This is a genomic window from Streptomyces sp. NPDC007896, from assembly GCF_042959425.1.
Lineage (GTDB): Bacteria > Actinomycetota > Actinomycetes > Streptomycetales > Streptomycetaceae > Streptomyces.
Genome location: NZ_JBIBKX010000004.1, coordinates 292,214 through 306,498, shown reverse-complemented (window position 1 = coordinate 306,498; position 14,285 = coordinate 292,214). Strand labels below are relative to the sequence as shown.

General features: G+C 70.4%; 15 protein-coding genes. 5 read left to right on the top strand and 10 right to left on the bottom strand.

Annotated features, from left to right (window positions below):
- Positions 1-89 precede the first annotated feature (89 nt).
- Together ACFZDJ_RS16005 and ACFZDJ_RS16000 are read left to right on the top strand one after the other, a co-directional pair.
- Positions 90-1,520, top strand: a complete 1,431-nt coding sequence (locus tag ACFZDJ_RS16005; protein WP_168495355.1) for a zinc-dependent metalloprotease — start codon at positions 90-92, stop codon at positions 1,518-1,520.
- Positions 1,517-2,044, top strand: a complete 528-nt coding sequence (locus ACFZDJ_RS16000) for an NUDIX domain-containing protein (RefSeq protein WP_391059556.1) — start codon at positions 1,517-1,519, stop codon at positions 2,042-2,044. Before ACFZDJ_RS16005 ends, ACFZDJ_RS16000 begins: the two co-directional genes overlap by 4 nt.
- 66 nt (positions 2,045-2,110) lie before the next feature.
- Here ACFZDJ_RS16000 and ACFZDJ_RS15995 read toward each other — a convergent pair whose 3' ends face one another.
- The 4 genes from ACFZDJ_RS15995 to ACFZDJ_RS15980 all read right to left on the bottom strand — a co-directional run bounded on the left by ACFZDJ_RS15995 (position 2,111) and on the right by ACFZDJ_RS15980 (position 5,980).
- On the bottom strand, positions 2,111-2,866 hold the full coding sequence (locus ACFZDJ_RS15995; protein ID WP_060900241.1) for an AIM24 family protein: 756 nt from the start codon (positions 2,864-2,866) through the stop codon (positions 2,111-2,113).
- Between the two features lie 16 nt (positions 2,867-2,882).
- Entirely contained in the window at positions 2,883-3,563 is a 681-nt protein-coding gene (locus ACFZDJ_RS15990) for an AIM24 family protein (protein ID WP_054228171.1), read from the bottom strand.
- An 11-nt stretch (positions 3,564-3,574) separates the two neighbouring features.
- Complete coding sequence (locus tag ACFZDJ_RS15985; protein ID WP_391059553.1) at positions 3,575-5,248, bottom strand: TerD family protein; 1,674 nt, start codon at positions 5,246-5,248, stop codon at positions 3,575-3,577.
- A 135-nt stretch (positions 5,249-5,383) separates the two neighbouring features.
- Positions 5,384-5,980: a SprT-like domain-containing protein gene (locus ACFZDJ_RS15980; RefSeq protein WP_391059550.1), complete on the bottom strand. Its 597-nt coding sequence runs from the start codon at positions 5,978-5,980 to the stop codon at positions 5,384-5,386.
- 217 nt (positions 5,981-6,197) lie between these two features.
- Between ACFZDJ_RS15980 and ACFZDJ_RS15975 the strand changes: the two genes are divergently transcribed.
- Positions 6,198-7,379: a TOMM precursor leader peptide-binding protein gene (locus ACFZDJ_RS15975; RefSeq protein ID WP_391059547.1), complete on the top strand. Its 1,182-nt coding sequence runs from the start codon at positions 6,198-6,200 to the stop codon at positions 7,377-7,379.
- Positions 7,372-8,763: an ABC1 kinase family protein gene (locus tag ACFZDJ_RS15970; RefSeq protein WP_384911520.1), complete on the top strand. Its 1,392-nt coding sequence runs from the start codon at positions 7,372-7,374 to the stop codon at positions 8,761-8,763. The genes ACFZDJ_RS15975 and ACFZDJ_RS15970 overlap by 8 nt, the downstream gene beginning before the upstream one ends.
- A 40-nt stretch (positions 8,764-8,803) precedes the next feature.
- On the opposite strand, the gene ACFZDJ_RS15965 is transcribed toward ACFZDJ_RS15970, so the two are convergent.
- From ACFZDJ_RS15965 to ACFZDJ_RS15945, 5 genes are all read right to left on the bottom strand, one after another.
- The gene (locus ACFZDJ_RS15965) at positions 8,804-9,028 is read right to left on the bottom strand and encodes a hypothetical protein (protein ID WP_390932282.1); all 225 of its coding nucleotides are present in this window, start codon (positions 9,026-9,028) and stop codon (positions 8,804-8,806) included.
- Between the two features lie 118 nt (positions 9,029-9,146).
- The gene (locus tag ACFZDJ_RS15960; protein ID WP_101400540.1) at positions 9,147-9,470 is read right to left on the bottom strand and encodes a hypothetical protein; all 324 of its coding nucleotides are present in this window, start codon (positions 9,468-9,470) and stop codon (positions 9,147-9,149) included.
- Complete coding sequence (locus ACFZDJ_RS15955; protein ID WP_054228178.1) at positions 9,467-9,835, bottom strand: WhiB family transcriptional regulator; 369 nt, start codon at positions 9,833-9,835, stop codon at positions 9,467-9,469. The genes ACFZDJ_RS15960 and ACFZDJ_RS15955 overlap by 4 nt, the downstream gene beginning before the upstream one ends.
- Positions 9,836-10,010: 175 nt before the next feature.
- Positions 10,011-10,334, bottom strand: coding sequence for a hypothetical protein (locus ACFZDJ_RS15950; RefSeq protein WP_168510998.1), 324 nt, complete (start codon positions 10,332-10,334; stop codon positions 10,011-10,013).
- 164 nt (positions 10,335-10,498) lie between these two features.
- Entirely contained in the window at positions 10,499-12,694 is a 2,196-nt protein-coding gene (locus ACFZDJ_RS15945) for a UvrD-helicase domain-containing protein (protein ID WP_391059544.1), read from the bottom strand.
- 226 nt (positions 12,695-12,920) lie between these two features.
- Between ACFZDJ_RS15945 and ACFZDJ_RS15940 the strand changes: the two genes are divergently transcribed.
- Positions 12,921-13,163 (top strand): mycoredoxin, encoded by a 243-nt coding sequence (locus ACFZDJ_RS15940; RefSeq protein ID WP_054228181.1) that lies wholly within the window; start codon positions 12,921-12,923, stop codon positions 13,161-13,163.
- Positions 13,164-13,286: 123 nt separating this feature from the next.
- Here ACFZDJ_RS15940 and nudC read toward each other — a convergent pair whose 3' ends face one another.
- Positions 13,287-14,237 carry an NAD(+) diphosphatase gene (nudC, locus tag ACFZDJ_RS15935; protein WP_180362056.1) on the bottom strand — a complete coding sequence of 317 codons (951 nt, stop codon included), beginning with the start codon at positions 14,235-14,237 and terminating at the stop codon, positions 13,287-13,289.
- Positions 14,238-14,285 lie beyond the last annotated feature (48 nt).

Sequence of the window (14,285 nt, the reverse complement as noted above, 5' to 3'; positions counted from 1 at the left end):
CCCGATCGGGCTCGGGTGTCTACGCTGGGTGGTGTTGTCGGGCAGTCGCCGTCGGAATGAACCGGCGGCCTTACCAGCCGAGGAATCCCGTGAGTGACACCCCATTCGGATTCGGCCTTCCGCCGGAGGAGCCGGAGAACGGCGACGAGGGCAAGAAGAAGGACCAGCAGAGCGGCGGTGGACAGGGACCGTTCGGTTTCGGGCCGCCCGGAGCCGGCGGCCCCGGCGCCGACAATCCGCTCGCAGCGATGTTCGGTTCCATGAACCCCAACGACCTGGGGGCCGCGTTCCAGCAGCTGGGCCAGATGCTCTCGTACGAGGGCGGTCCGGTGAATTGGGACATGGCCAAGCAGATCGCTCGCCAGACGGTCTCCCAGGGCACTTCTGACGGCACCAAGGACGCGAGCGTCGGTCCCGCCGAGCGCACCGCGGTTCAGGATGCCGTACGCCTGGCCGACCTGTGGCTGGACGACGCGACGTCCCTGCCGTCCGGCGCCGCTTCCGCCGTGGCCTGGAGCCGCGCGGAGTGGGTCGAGGCGACCCTGCCGGTGTGGAAGGAGCTCGTCGACCCGGTCGCCGAGCGGGTCGGCGCGGCCATGGGTGATGTCCTGCCCGAGGAGATGCAGGCCATGGCGGGCCCGCTCATCGGCATGATGCGCTCCATGGGCGGCGCCATGTTCGGTACGCAGATCGGGCAGGCCGTCGGCGTGCTCGCGGGCGAGGTCGTCGGTTCCACCGACATCGGCCTGCCGCTCGGCCCGGCCGGCAAGGCCGCGCTGCTGCCGCTGAACATCGCGTCGTTCGGCAAGGACCTGGGCATCCCCCTGGAGGAGGTGCGGCTCTACCTCGCCCTGCGCGAGGCCGCCCACCAGCGTCTCTTCTCGCACGTGCCGTGGCTGCGCTCGCACCTGTTCGGCGCGGTCGAGGGCTACGCGCGCGGGATCAAGGTCGACACGGCCAAGCTGGAGGACGTGGTCGGCCAGCTCGACCCGCAGAACCCCGAGCAGCTGCAGGACGCTCTCCAGCAGGGCATGTTCCAGCCGGAGGACACGCCGGAGCAGAAGGCCGCGCTGGCCCGTCTGGAAACGGCGCTCGCGCTCGTCGAGGGCTGGGTGGACGCGGTCGTGCACGCCGCCGCGAAACCGCGTCTTTCCTCCGCGGACGCGCTGCGCGAGACGCTGCGCCGACGCCGTGCCACGGGTGGTCCCGCCGAGCAGACGTTCGCCACGCTGATCGGCCTGGAGCTGCGCCCGCGCCGGCTGCGGGACGCCTCGCGCCTGTGGGCCTCGCTCACCGACGCGCGCGGTGTCGACGGCCGCGACGGCCTGTGGGCCCACCCGGACATGCTGCCGACCGCGTCCGACCTCGACGACCCGGACGGCTTCGTGCACCGTGAGCAGCTGGACTTCTCCGAGCTCGACAAGATGCTCGGCGAGGCGGCGAGCGGCTCCGCCGAGAAGCCGAACCTGAAGAAGGACGACGCTCCCAAGGACGACGACAAGGGCGACGGCACCGAGTGACCCTTCACGACGACGCCGTCCTCGTACTGAAGCAGTACGAGGACCAGGAAGAGCTGCGCCAGGTCTATCTGGACCACCTGTCCGAGCACCCCGACGGCATCTGGAAGGCCTGCACGGCGGGGCACGTGACGGCGAGCGCCCTGGTCATCGACCCGGTCGGCGGCCGCGTCCTGCTGACGCTGCACCGCAAGCTACAGATGTGGCTGCAGATGGGCGGCCACTGCGAGCCGGGTGATCCGACGCTGGCGGCGGCCGCGCTGCGCGAGGCGACCGAGGAGTCGGGCATCGAGGGTCTGATCCTGCTGCCTGGCGGCCCGGTGACCTTGGACCGGCATGCCATCCCGGCGCCGTGCAACTGGCACCTGGACGTCCAGTACGCCGCGCTCGCTCCGGCCGAGGCCGTGGCGGCGATCAGCGACGAGTCCCTGGACCTCCGCTGGTTCCCCTACGAGGAGGTCGCGGACGTGGCGGACGCCTCGGTCGTACGGCTTCTGGAAGCGACCCGCGCACGGCTCTCGGCCTGAGGCACGTGTGAGGGGCGACCGCCGTGGCGGTCGCCCCTTACGTTTGCTGCCCGGACCGTCACCCGGTCAGCTCCAGACGTTGCCCTGGTTCTGCGCCCGGGCCCCCTGCTGCCCCATGCCGTACTGGGCGCGCAGCCCCTGGCCGATCACCGCGTTCTGCGGCGGCAGCAGCTCGCTGGGCTGGACGAGCGCGAAGCCCTGGCCCAGGAAGCTGAGCTCCCAGCCCTCACCGGTGTTGCCACGCCGCCGCCACACCCCGGAGGAGTGCGTCTGGGCCTGCATCTGGACACGCAGGCCGGTGGACCAGGCGACGATCGCGTCGGCGTCACAGTTGACGTACTTGTCGGGCGTGACCTGCATCATCAGGGGCATGCCCGAGGTCATCAGGGCGACCTTGCCACGGCCGGTGATGTTGAGCTGGTACTTGCCGGACCCGGAGATGCCGTACTGGCTGTCCACGGCGATGACCTCGTGGTGCAGCGAGGAGTCCATCGCCAGGACGTAGCTGCTGTCGACGGTCAGCCCGTCCTGCTCCACGTCGACCACGTGCACGTGCTGGGCGAGATTGGCCAGATAGACCGTCCCCTGCCCGTGGCACCGCATCAGGTCGAGGCCTTCACCGGTGTACGCACGTGCGCGGTGCTGGCTGTTGTTCTGGTACTCGGCGTCGAACTCCACGAGGCCCTGGTACGCGACCATGGTGCCCTTGCGGGCCAGGATGTCGTCGTGCCCCTCCATGACGACTCGCAGCATCTGCGAGTTCTGGAGGCTGTAGCGCTCCTGGGTCTGCTGCTCGTTGTAGCCGAAAAGCGGGCTCTGCATGATGTGGTGCTCCCCCTCAGCCCCGGATCCGGAGGCGGTCGGTGCTGTCCTCGCTGGGCTGGACGACGACGATGCCCTGTCCGGAGAACGCCATCTGGTACGCCTCGCCGCTGCCGCGTCCGATCAGCGACTGCGCCTTGAAGCTGCGCTTGCCCTTCACCTTGAGGTTCGGGGACCAGGCGACGAGCGCGTCCGGGTCGACGTAGGTCTCGTCCTCACCGCCGCCGCAGTCGACCACGATCGGCTTGCCGCGCGAGGTCAGCGCGACCCAGCCCTGACCGGAGATCTTGGTGTTCCACAGGCCCTGTCCGGCGAACTTGGCGAGCCCCTTCACCCTCTCGACGCCCCACTGGAGATGGGCATCGAAGGCGAGCAGGTTGGTGGCGTTGACGGAGATCGCGTCCCCGTTGAGGTTGATGACGACGACGTTCGCGCCGTAGTCGGCCAGGTAGAGCAGGCCGTCGCCGGTGCACTTCATGAGGGGCGCGCCCTCACCGGTCATCCAGTCCCGCGCGATCTGGCGTACGGCGGGCGGGTTGGGCTCGTACTGGACGAACCCTTCGTAGGCGACCATCGAGCCCACGCGCGCGAAGAGGTCGTTTCCGGTCTGCATGGCGACCTTCAGCATGTGGTTGCCGTGGTTCTCCATGCGGGCGGTGACCGGTGCCGGGGCGAAGCCCGCGAGTGGCTGGTTCATGACGGGCTCCCTCAGACCTCGTACGGCTGGACGACGATGAAATTGCCGGGCGCGCCGCGGAACTGGAGGTTCACGCTCTCCCCGGTGTCGCCGGGGTAGGCGTTGCGGCGCATCCGCACCTGGCTGGAGACGATCACCTGGGAGGCCGCGGACCAGGCGACTACGGCGTTGCAGTCGGCGAAGGTCGTCGGCGTCACGGGCAGCACGACGGGAGCGCCGTGCGTCTTCACGACGATCGTTCCGGTCCCCTGGAACTGCATGGTGAACAGCGCGCCTCCGGGGATGCCGTGCCCCTCGATACGCCGGACCTCGTGCTGGAGGGACTCGTCGAAGGCGAGCACGCTCTCCGCGGAGACACAGATCGCGTCGCCCTGGAGTTCGATGGGATGCACGTGGGTGGCGTTCTCGGCGAGGAACACCTGCCCCTGGCCGGTACAGCGCATGAGCTGCATCTCCTGGCCGGTCGCGTTGCCCACGATCCGCCCGGCGAAGCCGGCGCCCTTGTAGCTGAAATCGACCTTGCCCTGGTAGAGCACCATGCTGCCCTGGCGGGCCAGCACGGGCTGGCCGCCGATGCCGAGGTCGACGCGGATGAGCTTCTTGTTCTGCTGGGTCCACCGCTGACCGGTGGCCGTCTCCTTGTAGGCCCCCAGCGCGGCGGCCACACCGGCACCACCCTGCGGGGCGCCCTGGGGAACACCGTAGGGGGACGGCGCGCCGGGCTGACCCGGCGCCTGGCCCGGAACCTGGCCGTACAGCGGCTGCTGGCCGTAGCCCGGAGGCGCCGTCGGAGCCTGCTGCCCATAGCCGGGGCGCGCGGGCGGTGCCTGCTGGCCGTAACCGGGCGGCATGGGAGCCGTCTGGCCGGGAGGCTGCTGTCCGTAGCCCGGCGGCGGACCGGGCGGACCGGGCGGCTGGATGTACGGAGCGGGGCCCGGCGGCGGCACGGTGCCGCCCGGCGGGGTGTGCAGCGGAGCGATGATGGTCGGCGCGGCGTGCACCGACGGCGAGGTGGGCGGCGGTGTGAACCCCTGCGCGGCGGGCTGCGGCGCGGGAGCCGGAGCCGGGGCGCCGAACGCGGGGGGAGCGGTGGCCTGGGCGGGCGGCGCGAAGGACGGTGCGGCAGTCGCCTGCGGCTCCTGCGCGGCGGGCTGCTCGTCGGCGACCTCACCACCGAAGTTCTTGAGCAGCGCCTCGAGGCCGCCGTCGAAGCCCTGCCCCACGGCGGCGAACCGCCAGACGTCCTTCAGGTAGAAGTCGCCCAGCATCACGGCACGCTCGGTGGAGAACTCCGCGCCACTGAACGAGTACCGGGCCACCTCCTCGCCGCCCGCGACAACACGGAGGTATCCGGGGGCGATCTGCGACATCTGCCCGGCGCCGTCGATCGTCGCCGTGAACGACAGCTTCTGGATCTGCGCCGGGATCCGGTCGAGCGTGACGCGGAAGGACTCCGTGTCACCCGACTGGGTGCCGAGCAGCTGGATGGATTCTTCGGGGGTCTTCGGCTGGTTGAAGAAGACGAAGTACCGGTCGTCCGAAAGCCTTTCGTCGGCGTCCAGACCGAAGCAGCTGATGTCGAAGGTCAGTCCGGGACCGGTGATCTGCACACCTACGTACAGATCCGTGCCCGCGGTGAGGTCACTGATCCTGGCCTTGTGGCCGCGTTGGAATTCCCTGGCCATGCGTAACGACCGTCCCCCATCCCGAGTGCGATTGCGTCGCGTCAGGCTAACGGGAAACTCTGGGAGTGAACGCCGCCGGTACAGACCCGGTACACAATCGCCCCCCGGCGGGGACGGTCCGCCGCCGCCCGCCCGCTACTCGTCGCTCGCCACGGGCAGATGGGGCAGCCGTTCGGCCGCGACCACCCCTTCGAGATAGCCGCGGGCGCGTTCCGTACGCGGATACGCCTCCAGCAGCCGCCAGAAGCGGGGTCCGTGACCGGGCACCAGAAGGTGCGCGAGCTCGTGGACGAGGACGTAGTCGACCACGTACTCGGGCATGCCCTGGAGCCGGTGCGAAAGACGGATACTGCCCTCGGCCGGGGTACAGGAACCCCAGCGCGTGTTCTGATTGGTGACCCAGCGGACCGAGGCGGGGCGGGCCCGGCCGTCGAAGTACTGCTCCGACAGCCGCGCGGCGCGTTCGGTCAGCTCGGCGTCGCCGAGCACCCGTTTGCTTTCCTGGGCGGCCAGCTTGTCGAGCATGACGGAGACCCAGCGCTGTTCCTCCGCCTCGGACATACGGGCGGGGATGAGCACGACGGTGCGATCGCCCTCGCGGTACGCGGAGACCGTTCTGCGCCGGCGCGCGCTCCTGCGAACCTCGATCGCGCTCGCCCCCGAGCCGCTTGGCGGCAGGCTCGTCGTGCTGCGCTGTGGCTTTCCGGCGCGGTGCAGTGGGTCGGCGGGCACGCCCCGACGTTACCCGCTGCACATGGGGGAAGTCCCGTCCCCTGGACGGTTCGATGCCGATCCGGACCCCGTGCGCTTGATTTATACGACGAACACCACCGCCTGTGGACAACTTTCGGCACGGTTCGGCCGGGCCGGGCATGCTGGCATTCGATCGGCGGGCCCGGGACGGACCGCGCCGACACACGGGGATGCTCTACGGGTACGGGGGTCGGTCATGCATCCGATGGTGAAGCCCGCGCTGCGGCGCGGCTGGCGGGATCTCAATACCGTGCAGTTCGGAATGGCGCCCGCGCACGCGATGGTGCTGGGCCCGGTGGACACGGCGACAGGCAGCTTTCTCGACCTGCTCAACGGAACACGCGGGCTGCCGCTCCTTCGCGACCTGGGACGCGCGATGGGCCTGCCCGACGGTCATGTCGACGCACTCGTGGAGCGGCTGGCCCGCTCCGGTCTGCTGGACGACGCGACGGGCGGCGGCCGGGCCGCGGACGCCCTGCGCGAGAAGAAGGCGGTCGTGGACCGGCTCCGCCCCGACCTCGCGTCCCTGTCCCTCGTCGCCCGCGCGCCGGGCGACGCCATGAAGCAGCTGGCCGCCCGCCGCTCCCTGCGCGTGCAGGTGCGGGGCGCCGGCCGGGTGGGAGTCGTCCTGGCCTCCCTGTTGGCCGGCGCGGGTGTCGGCCAGGTCGAGGTGCGCGACGTCGGCAGCGTCGAACCCTGGGACGTGGCACCGGGCGGGCTGCCCCCGGCGTCCATCGGCGAGCGCCGGGAGGAAGCCGCCCGGCGCGCGGTGCGCCGAGCGGCACCGGATCGACCACCCCGGCCCGCCGCCGAAGGAGAGGAGCTCGGTTTCTCCCTGGTGATCCTCGCGCCCCGGGACGGCCTGGCGGTGCACGCCCCCGATCCCGCCGTCGCCGAGCCCCTGATCACCTCCGGCACACCCCATCTGTACGCGGGAGTCGTGGAGGGAACGGGTGTCGTCGGCCCCCTGGTGCTGCCCGGCGACACCGGCTGCGCGGGCTGCCTGGACCAGCAGCGCATCGACCGGGACCCGACCTGGCCACGCCTGATCGCCCAGTGGCGCTCCGGCGCCTCGCACCAGGTCCCGGCGTGCGACCTCGCTCTGGCGACCGGCGTCGCCGGACTCGCGGCAGGACACGCCCTCGCCTACCTCGACGGACGGCTGCCCTCCAGCGCCGGGGCACGCTGGGAGTCCTCCGTGCCGGGCTTCGACTGGCACGCGAAGCCGGTGTTGTCGCATCCCGAATGCCCGTGCGGCGCAGCGGAGAAAAGTAAGAAGGGGGAGCGCGCCGCCGAGGACGGGAAGCCGCACGAGACAATGGCGGGGCAACAGCCGCACGCGGCACGGCTGTCTGGGACTTGGAGGGCGCATGTCTGATCTTCCCCGGAAGGCAGTCACCCGTACTGCCAAACTCGCCGCACTACCGCTCGGCTTCGCCGGGCGAGCGACCTGGGGGCTGGGCAAGAGGATCGGCGGGAAGTCCGCGGAGATCGTCGGCCGCGAGCTGCAGCAGCGCACGGCGGAGCAGCTCTTCAAGGTTCTCGGCGAGTTGAAGGGGGGTGCCATGAAGTTCGGACAGGCGCTGTCCGTCTTCGAGTCGGCGCTGCCCGAGGAGGTCGCGGGACCCTATCGCGCGGCGCTGACGAAGCTCCAGGAGGCGGCGCCGCCGATGCCGACGCGCACGGTGCACTCCGTTCTGCGGGAGCACCTCGGCGAGGACTGGTCCGAGCTGTTCCAGAAGTTCGAGGACAAGCCGTCCGCGGCGGCCTCGATCGGCCAGGTGCACAGGGCGGTGTGGCACGACGGACGCGAGGTCGCCGTCAAGGTGCAGTACCCGGGGGCGGGCGAGGCCCTGCTGTCCGATCTGACCCAGCTCAGCCGATTCGCCAGGCTCCTGGGTCCCCTGATCCCCGGCATGGACATCAAGCCACTCATCTCGGAGCTGCGCGACCGGGTGTCCGAGGAGCTCGACTACGCGCTGGAGGCAGAGGCCCAGGAGACGCATGCCACGGAGTTCGCGGGCGATCCGGACGTGCTCGTCCCGGCGGTGGTCCACCAGTGCGACCAGGTCCTGGTGACCGAGTGGATCGACGGGATACCGCTGTCGGAGGTGATCGCCGAGGGCACTCAGGAACAGCGGGACCGTGCGGGCCAACTGCTGGCCCGGTTCCTCTTCTCGGGCCCCGCCCGCACCGGCTTGCTGCACGCCGATCCGCACCCGGGCAACTTCCGCCTCCTGCCGGACGAGAAGAGCGGCTGGCGGCTGGGCGTCCTGGACTTCGGCACGGTCGACCGTCTTCCCGGCGGTCTGCCCTCGACGATCGGCTACTCCCTCCGGATGACTCTCGAGGGCGAGGCCGAAGCGGTCTACGAGCTGCTGTGTGAGGAGGGCTTCGTCAAGGAGTCCATAGAACTCGAACCCGAAGCGGTCCTGGACTATCTCCTGCCGATCATCGAACCGGCCCAGGCCGACGAGTTCACGTTCACCCGCGGCTGGATGCGCAGTCAGGCCGCGCGCATCGCCGACCCCCGCTCCCCCGCACACCAGTTGGGCAGGCTCCTCAACCTGCCACCGTCGTATCTCCTGATACACCGTGTGACCCTGAGCACCATCGGAGTCCTGTGTCAGCTGGGCGCGACGGTCCGGCTGCGCGACGAACTCGAGGAGTGGCTGCCGGGTTTCGTACCGGGAGAGGACCCGACGGAGGAGCTGCTGGACACGGAGGAGCTGGACGAGGAGGAATCAGCGGCCGAAGCATGACTCGGGCCGCCTTCGCCCGCCCGGGCCGACCCGGGCGGGCCTACCACCAGGCCGAGTCCAGCCGTCCCTCGATCGCCCTGAGGTTGCTGCGGGCACAGTTGTCGCAGAAGTAATGGCGGGTGCCGTTCTCCATGGAGCAGGTCCACGTCAGTGGAGGACCGTCGGCCAGGGCGCCGCAGCGGGCGCACACGAGGTGCCGGGCCTCGGCCGTGTCGGGCCGCGGCATGGAGCCGGTGCTGTCACTGTCCCCGGGAAGACTCGTCACTCGGCGACGATAACGCCGTGGTCGGCGGATCGCCCGGCACAACGCACCGCGGGGGCCGGTCCGTTCGGACCAACCCCCGCGAGGAGTTGCTTACTGATACTGCCGCGACTGCTTTCGGCTAGTGCATGACCGCCATGGCCAGCGCGCGCCGGGCGCGCATGGAGGCGCGCTCGGCCCGACGCTGCATCCGACGGGCGGAGGCCAGGCGCACGGCCAGGCGTTCCCGCTCGGCCTCGTGCAGTCGCTCGTGCATATGCGCACGAGCCAGGGCTTCTGGGATGAGTTGCATCTCGCGGGTCCTGTTCTGACGCGAGTCGTTCGCGCCGGTGGTGGTGAAGTCTGGGATGGCGGAGCCTGCGGGCTCGCTGGCGGACGGCTTCATCGGGGCCTGTTTCTTGGGGTCGTGCGTCAGGGGGCGATCGATCGTTCCTACGGTGTTCATGCCGCAACCGGGTTCTTGCGCGGGCGGCCACGCGGCCGCTTGCGGGCCACGACAACACCCTGGACGAAGAGCTCGCCGCCCCAGACACCCCAGGGCTCGCGCCGCTCCTTGGCGCCGGCGAGGCAGGCCTCGATCAGCGGGCAGGTGCGGCAGAGGGACTTGGCGTACTCGACATCGGCCGGCGACTCGGCGAAGAAGACCTCCGGGTCGTAGGAGCGGCAGGGGACGGGTACGCCGAGGTTCTCGATGGCGTCGTCGAGCGCGGTGAGCGCAGTGAGCGGGATCAAGGTGGAGTCCTCCGTGAGGCCGGGCGGGGGGATCGTTTCGGAAGGCGGTACGGACGGGGCGTGCGCTTCGAGTTGCACGGTTGGTCTTCCTCGTCTGGTCGTGCCGGCCGGGTTGGCCGGTTGGCGGCTGGTACCGGGTTCTTTTCTTGTCCCGAGGCCCCTTCGCTCTGCCGTCCCCGGTCGGGGACAAACAGAAGGGCCGCGGATCCCGGGTGGGGTTCCGCGGCCCTGAAGGCGCCGGCCTGATCGAAGATCAGGCTGGATCACTCCAGGGTTCAGGCCCACGGAAGGCCCACATCGTGTGGTGCTGCTTCGTCTGCTTCAGGGATCCGGCACCGGCTGCCGCAAAGGCATAGGCCTGGGCCTCTGCCACTACTGCCGCTTCCAGTGCCTTCATCGGTCGCTCATTGCGCTCACGGATGGGAAGAACCGCGAGAGACAGAGGGGAGGCCGGCCGGACGGCAGCGATGCCGGACAGACCGGTGCCCAGGTTCGAGACGCCGAGCAGGCACGTGGAGACGACCGAGCGATCGGTCATTTTGGCGGTGCTGATGGAGCTGGTGTTGATGCTGATCACTGGAATCGCCTCCTCTCGGCGTCTTGGGGGACTGGGGTGAGCCAGTCCGACGGCTATTAAGTACAGCACGGAACCAGGGCCTCGGAGAAGGCCGCTGCTGCCGTGGTTAAGAACCTATGGGGATTGCCGGGGCATGCGCAAACTATTTTTTCGACGAGTTTGCATCAGTCATCCTCGCCGCCCGCCGCACGCTCCTGACCAGCACAGATGGCCAGAACATCGGCCCCGAACCGGTTGAACTTGCGCACGCCGACCCCGGGGATCCGCGCCAACTCGCCCTCGTCGTCCGGTGCGGCCTCGGCGATCGCCATGAGTGTCTTGTCGGTGAAGACGCAGAACGCGGGCTGCCCACTGCGCTGCGCCTGTACCGCCCGCCACTCCCGCAGCCGCTCGTAGAGGCCTTCGTCCATGTCGGAGGGGCAGTCCTCACAACGCATCAGTTTCATCTCACCGGCGTCGGTCAGCGTGCGCCCGCAGACCCGGCAGCGGGCCGGGGTCCGGCTGGTCCGCCGTACGACCGTGCCTCCACTGCTACCGATGCCGCGCTCGATGCCTCCTGGACCGCCGCCGGCGCTGCGGCCCGCGGTGGCGACGGAGCCGGGGCGCAGCCCGTCGAGGAAGCGGCTGGGCCGGCGGTTGGGCCTGCCGCCGGGTGAGCGGGACAGGGCCCAGGAGACGAGGAGGTGTTCTCTGGCGCGAGTGACTCCGACGTAGAGGAGGCGGCGTTCTTCCTCGATCTGCTCGTCGGTCTTTGCGTAGGTGATCGGCATCATGCCCTCCGCGACGCCGACCAGGAAGACGACGTCCCACTCCAGCCCCTTGGCGGAGTGCAGGGAGGCGAGGGTGACGCCCTGGACGGTCGGGGCGTGCTGGGCGCTCGCGCGCTCGTCGAGCTCGGCCACCAGGTCGCCAAGGGTGGCGCCCTGTTTGGCGGCGGCGAAGTCCTGGGCGAGATGGACGAGGGCGGCCAGTGATTCCCAGCGCTCTCTGACGGCGCCGGATCCGGCCGGGGGTTGGCTGGTCCAGCCCTCGCCGGAGAGCACCGCGCGGACCTGGGAAGGCAGGTCGACGGCGTCGTCGAGGAGGGAGTCGTTGGCGCCGAAGCGGGCGGCCGCGCGCAGGGCGGTACCTGCTTTGCGCACCTCAGGGCGGTCGAAGAACCGCTCGGCGCCGCGCAGCTGGTAGGGCACTCCGGCGTCGGCGAGGGCCTGTTCGTAGATCTCGGACTGGGAATTCGTGCGGAAGAGGATGGCGATCTCGCCCGCGGGGATGCCGGAGGCGATGAGGTCGCGGATGCGGCGGGCGGCGCCCTCGGCCTCGGCGGGTTCGTCCGTGTATTCGGCGTAGACGGGCTCGGGGCCCGGGGCACGCTGGGAGATCAGCTCCAGGCGGTGGTCGGCGGCCCGGCCGCGGGCCTGGGAGAGGAGGCCGTTGGCGAGGTGCACCACTTGGGGTGAGGAGCGGTAGTCGCGGACGAGCTTGACGACGGTGGCCCCGGGGTGGCGGGTGCGGAAGTCGAGCAGGTGGTCGGGAGTTGCACCGGTGAACGAATAGATCGTCTGGCTGGCGTCGCCGACGACGCAGAGGCTGTCGCGCTCGCCGAGCCACAGTTCCAGGAGGCGCTGCTGGAGGGGGCTGACGTCCTGGTACTCGTCGACCACGAAGTGCTGGTACTGGGAGCGGACTTGTTCGGCGATGTCGTGCCGGTCCTGGAGGATCCCGACGGTCAGCAGCAGGACGTCCTCGAAGTCGATGACGGCGCGGTCGCGCTTGAGGTCCTCGTACGTGGCGTAGAGCTGGGCGATCTCGGCCGGGTCGCGGGGCGACTGACGGCCGGTCTTGGCCGCGGCGGCCGCGTAGTCGGCGGGGACGGTCTGGGTGACCTTGGACCATTCGATCTCGGCCGTGACGTCGCGCAGCTCGCCCCGGTCGAGGCGGATGCGGCAGGCGGCTGCCGCGTCGGCGACGAGCTGGATCTTGCGGTCGATCAGCCGGGGCAGGCCGCCGCCGACCGCTTTTGGCCAGAAGTACTGGAGTTGGCGCAGCGCGGCGGAGTGGAAGGTGCGGGCCTGGACGCCACCGGCGCCGAGCTGGCGGAGCCGGCCGCGCATCTCGCCGGCGGCCCTGTTGGTGAAGGTGACGGCGAGCACACTGGAGGGCTGGAGGATCCCGGCACGCACCCCGTAGGCGATGCGGTGGGTGATCGCTCGCGTCTTGCCCGTGCCGGCGCCTGCCAGCACGCACACCGGACCGTGCAGGGCGGTGGCGACCTCGCGCTGCTCGGGGTCGAGCCCGTCGAGCACCGCGTCGGCCGTGTCCGGTGCCTGCGGGAAGAGGGTGGAGTGCGTTGCTGCTGTCACCCCGCCATGCTGCCAGGTCGGCGGGGACGCACGAGCCGGTTGTCCACAGGGAGGCCCTTGCAGTCGTACTAATGCGGCAGGCGCTGGGCGTGCTCTTGCTCACGCGTCTGCCGCCAGGTGCCCTCGTGTACCGGGCCGGGGTACCCGGGCACGGGAATGGTGGCCCGCTCGCGTACGTTCCACCTCTGCGACGACGCACCCCCAGCAGCAAAGGAGCGCGAGAGACATGCCGGGCACTGTGACGATGTACAGCACCACGTGGTGCGGATACTGCACGCGACTGAAGGGCCAGATGGACCGCGCGGGCATCGCGTACAACGAGATCAACATCGAGCAGGACCCGGAGTCCGCGGCTTTCGTGGAGAAGGCGAATGGCGGGAACCAGACGGTTCCGACCGTTCTGTTCGCGGACGGCTCGACGCTCACCAACCCTTCGCTGGCGCAGGTCAAGCAGAAGATCGGCGCGTAAGCGGTTCACCATCGGTGCGCCCCGGCGGTTGCCGCGGGCAGTAACAGGGGCGGTCCTTGAATCTGACTCAAGGACCGCCCCTGCTGTGTGACTTGCGCCACTCATGCGAGTGGTGTGTGCCGGTCAGGCGGCAGCCGCTCCCGGGCGCGGCAGGGGCTTGCCGTACCAGAGTTCGATCAGGCGGGCGGCGATGGAGATGCCGAACGGAGGCAGTACCTCGCCGGACTCGAAGGCGGTGCGCAGGTCCTCGCGGGAGAACCAGCGGGCCTCGTGGATCTCCTCGCCGTCGACGTTGATCTCGGACGAGGTGGCGCGGGCCATGAAGCCGAGCATGAGGCTGGAGGGGAACGGCCAGGGCTGGCTGGCGACGTACTCGACCTCGCCGACCGTGACGCCCGCCTCCTCGAAGACCTCGCGGCGCACGGACTGCTCGATGGACTCGCCGGGTTCGACGAAGCCGGCGAGCGTGGAGAAGCGGCCCTCGGGCCAGTGCACCTGGCGGCCGAGCAGGATGCGGTCCTCGTCGTCCGTCACCGCCATGATCACGGCCGGGTCGGTGCGCGGGTAGTGCTCGGCGCCGCAGGCGGGGCAGCGGCGGATGTGTCCGGCCGCCGCGATCACGGTGCGCTCGCCGCAGCGTGAGCAGAAGCGGTGCAGCCGCTGCCAGTTCTCCAGGGCGACGGCGTGCACCATCAGGCCCGCGTCGCGGGGTGAGAGCAGGAGTCCCGCCTCGCGTAGGCCCGCCGGGCGGGCGGACTGGTCGATGCGGCCGGGCAGTGCGTCCTTCTGGAGTGCGAAATAGCTCACCCCGTCGTCGTCCGTGCCGAGGAAGTAGCGGTGCGCCTCGGTGAGGGGGGCCTCGAAGGAGGGGGTCATGAGGAGTTCGGTGGTGCCGTCCGCCGTCTCGTCGATGAGCACCTGACCGCCGGAGACCACGAAGACGCGGGTGGTGGGGTGGCTCCAGGCCGCCGCGAGCCAGGCCTCGTCGAGCCGGTGGTGGGCGGCCCGGTCGATGCCGCTCGGGGCGGTGAGCGAGATGGGACGGTCGGCGGTTCGGTCGGTCCAGGTGGTCACGGGTGCTTCCAACTCCCCCGGTGGAACGGTTATTTCGGCGGGCGGTTC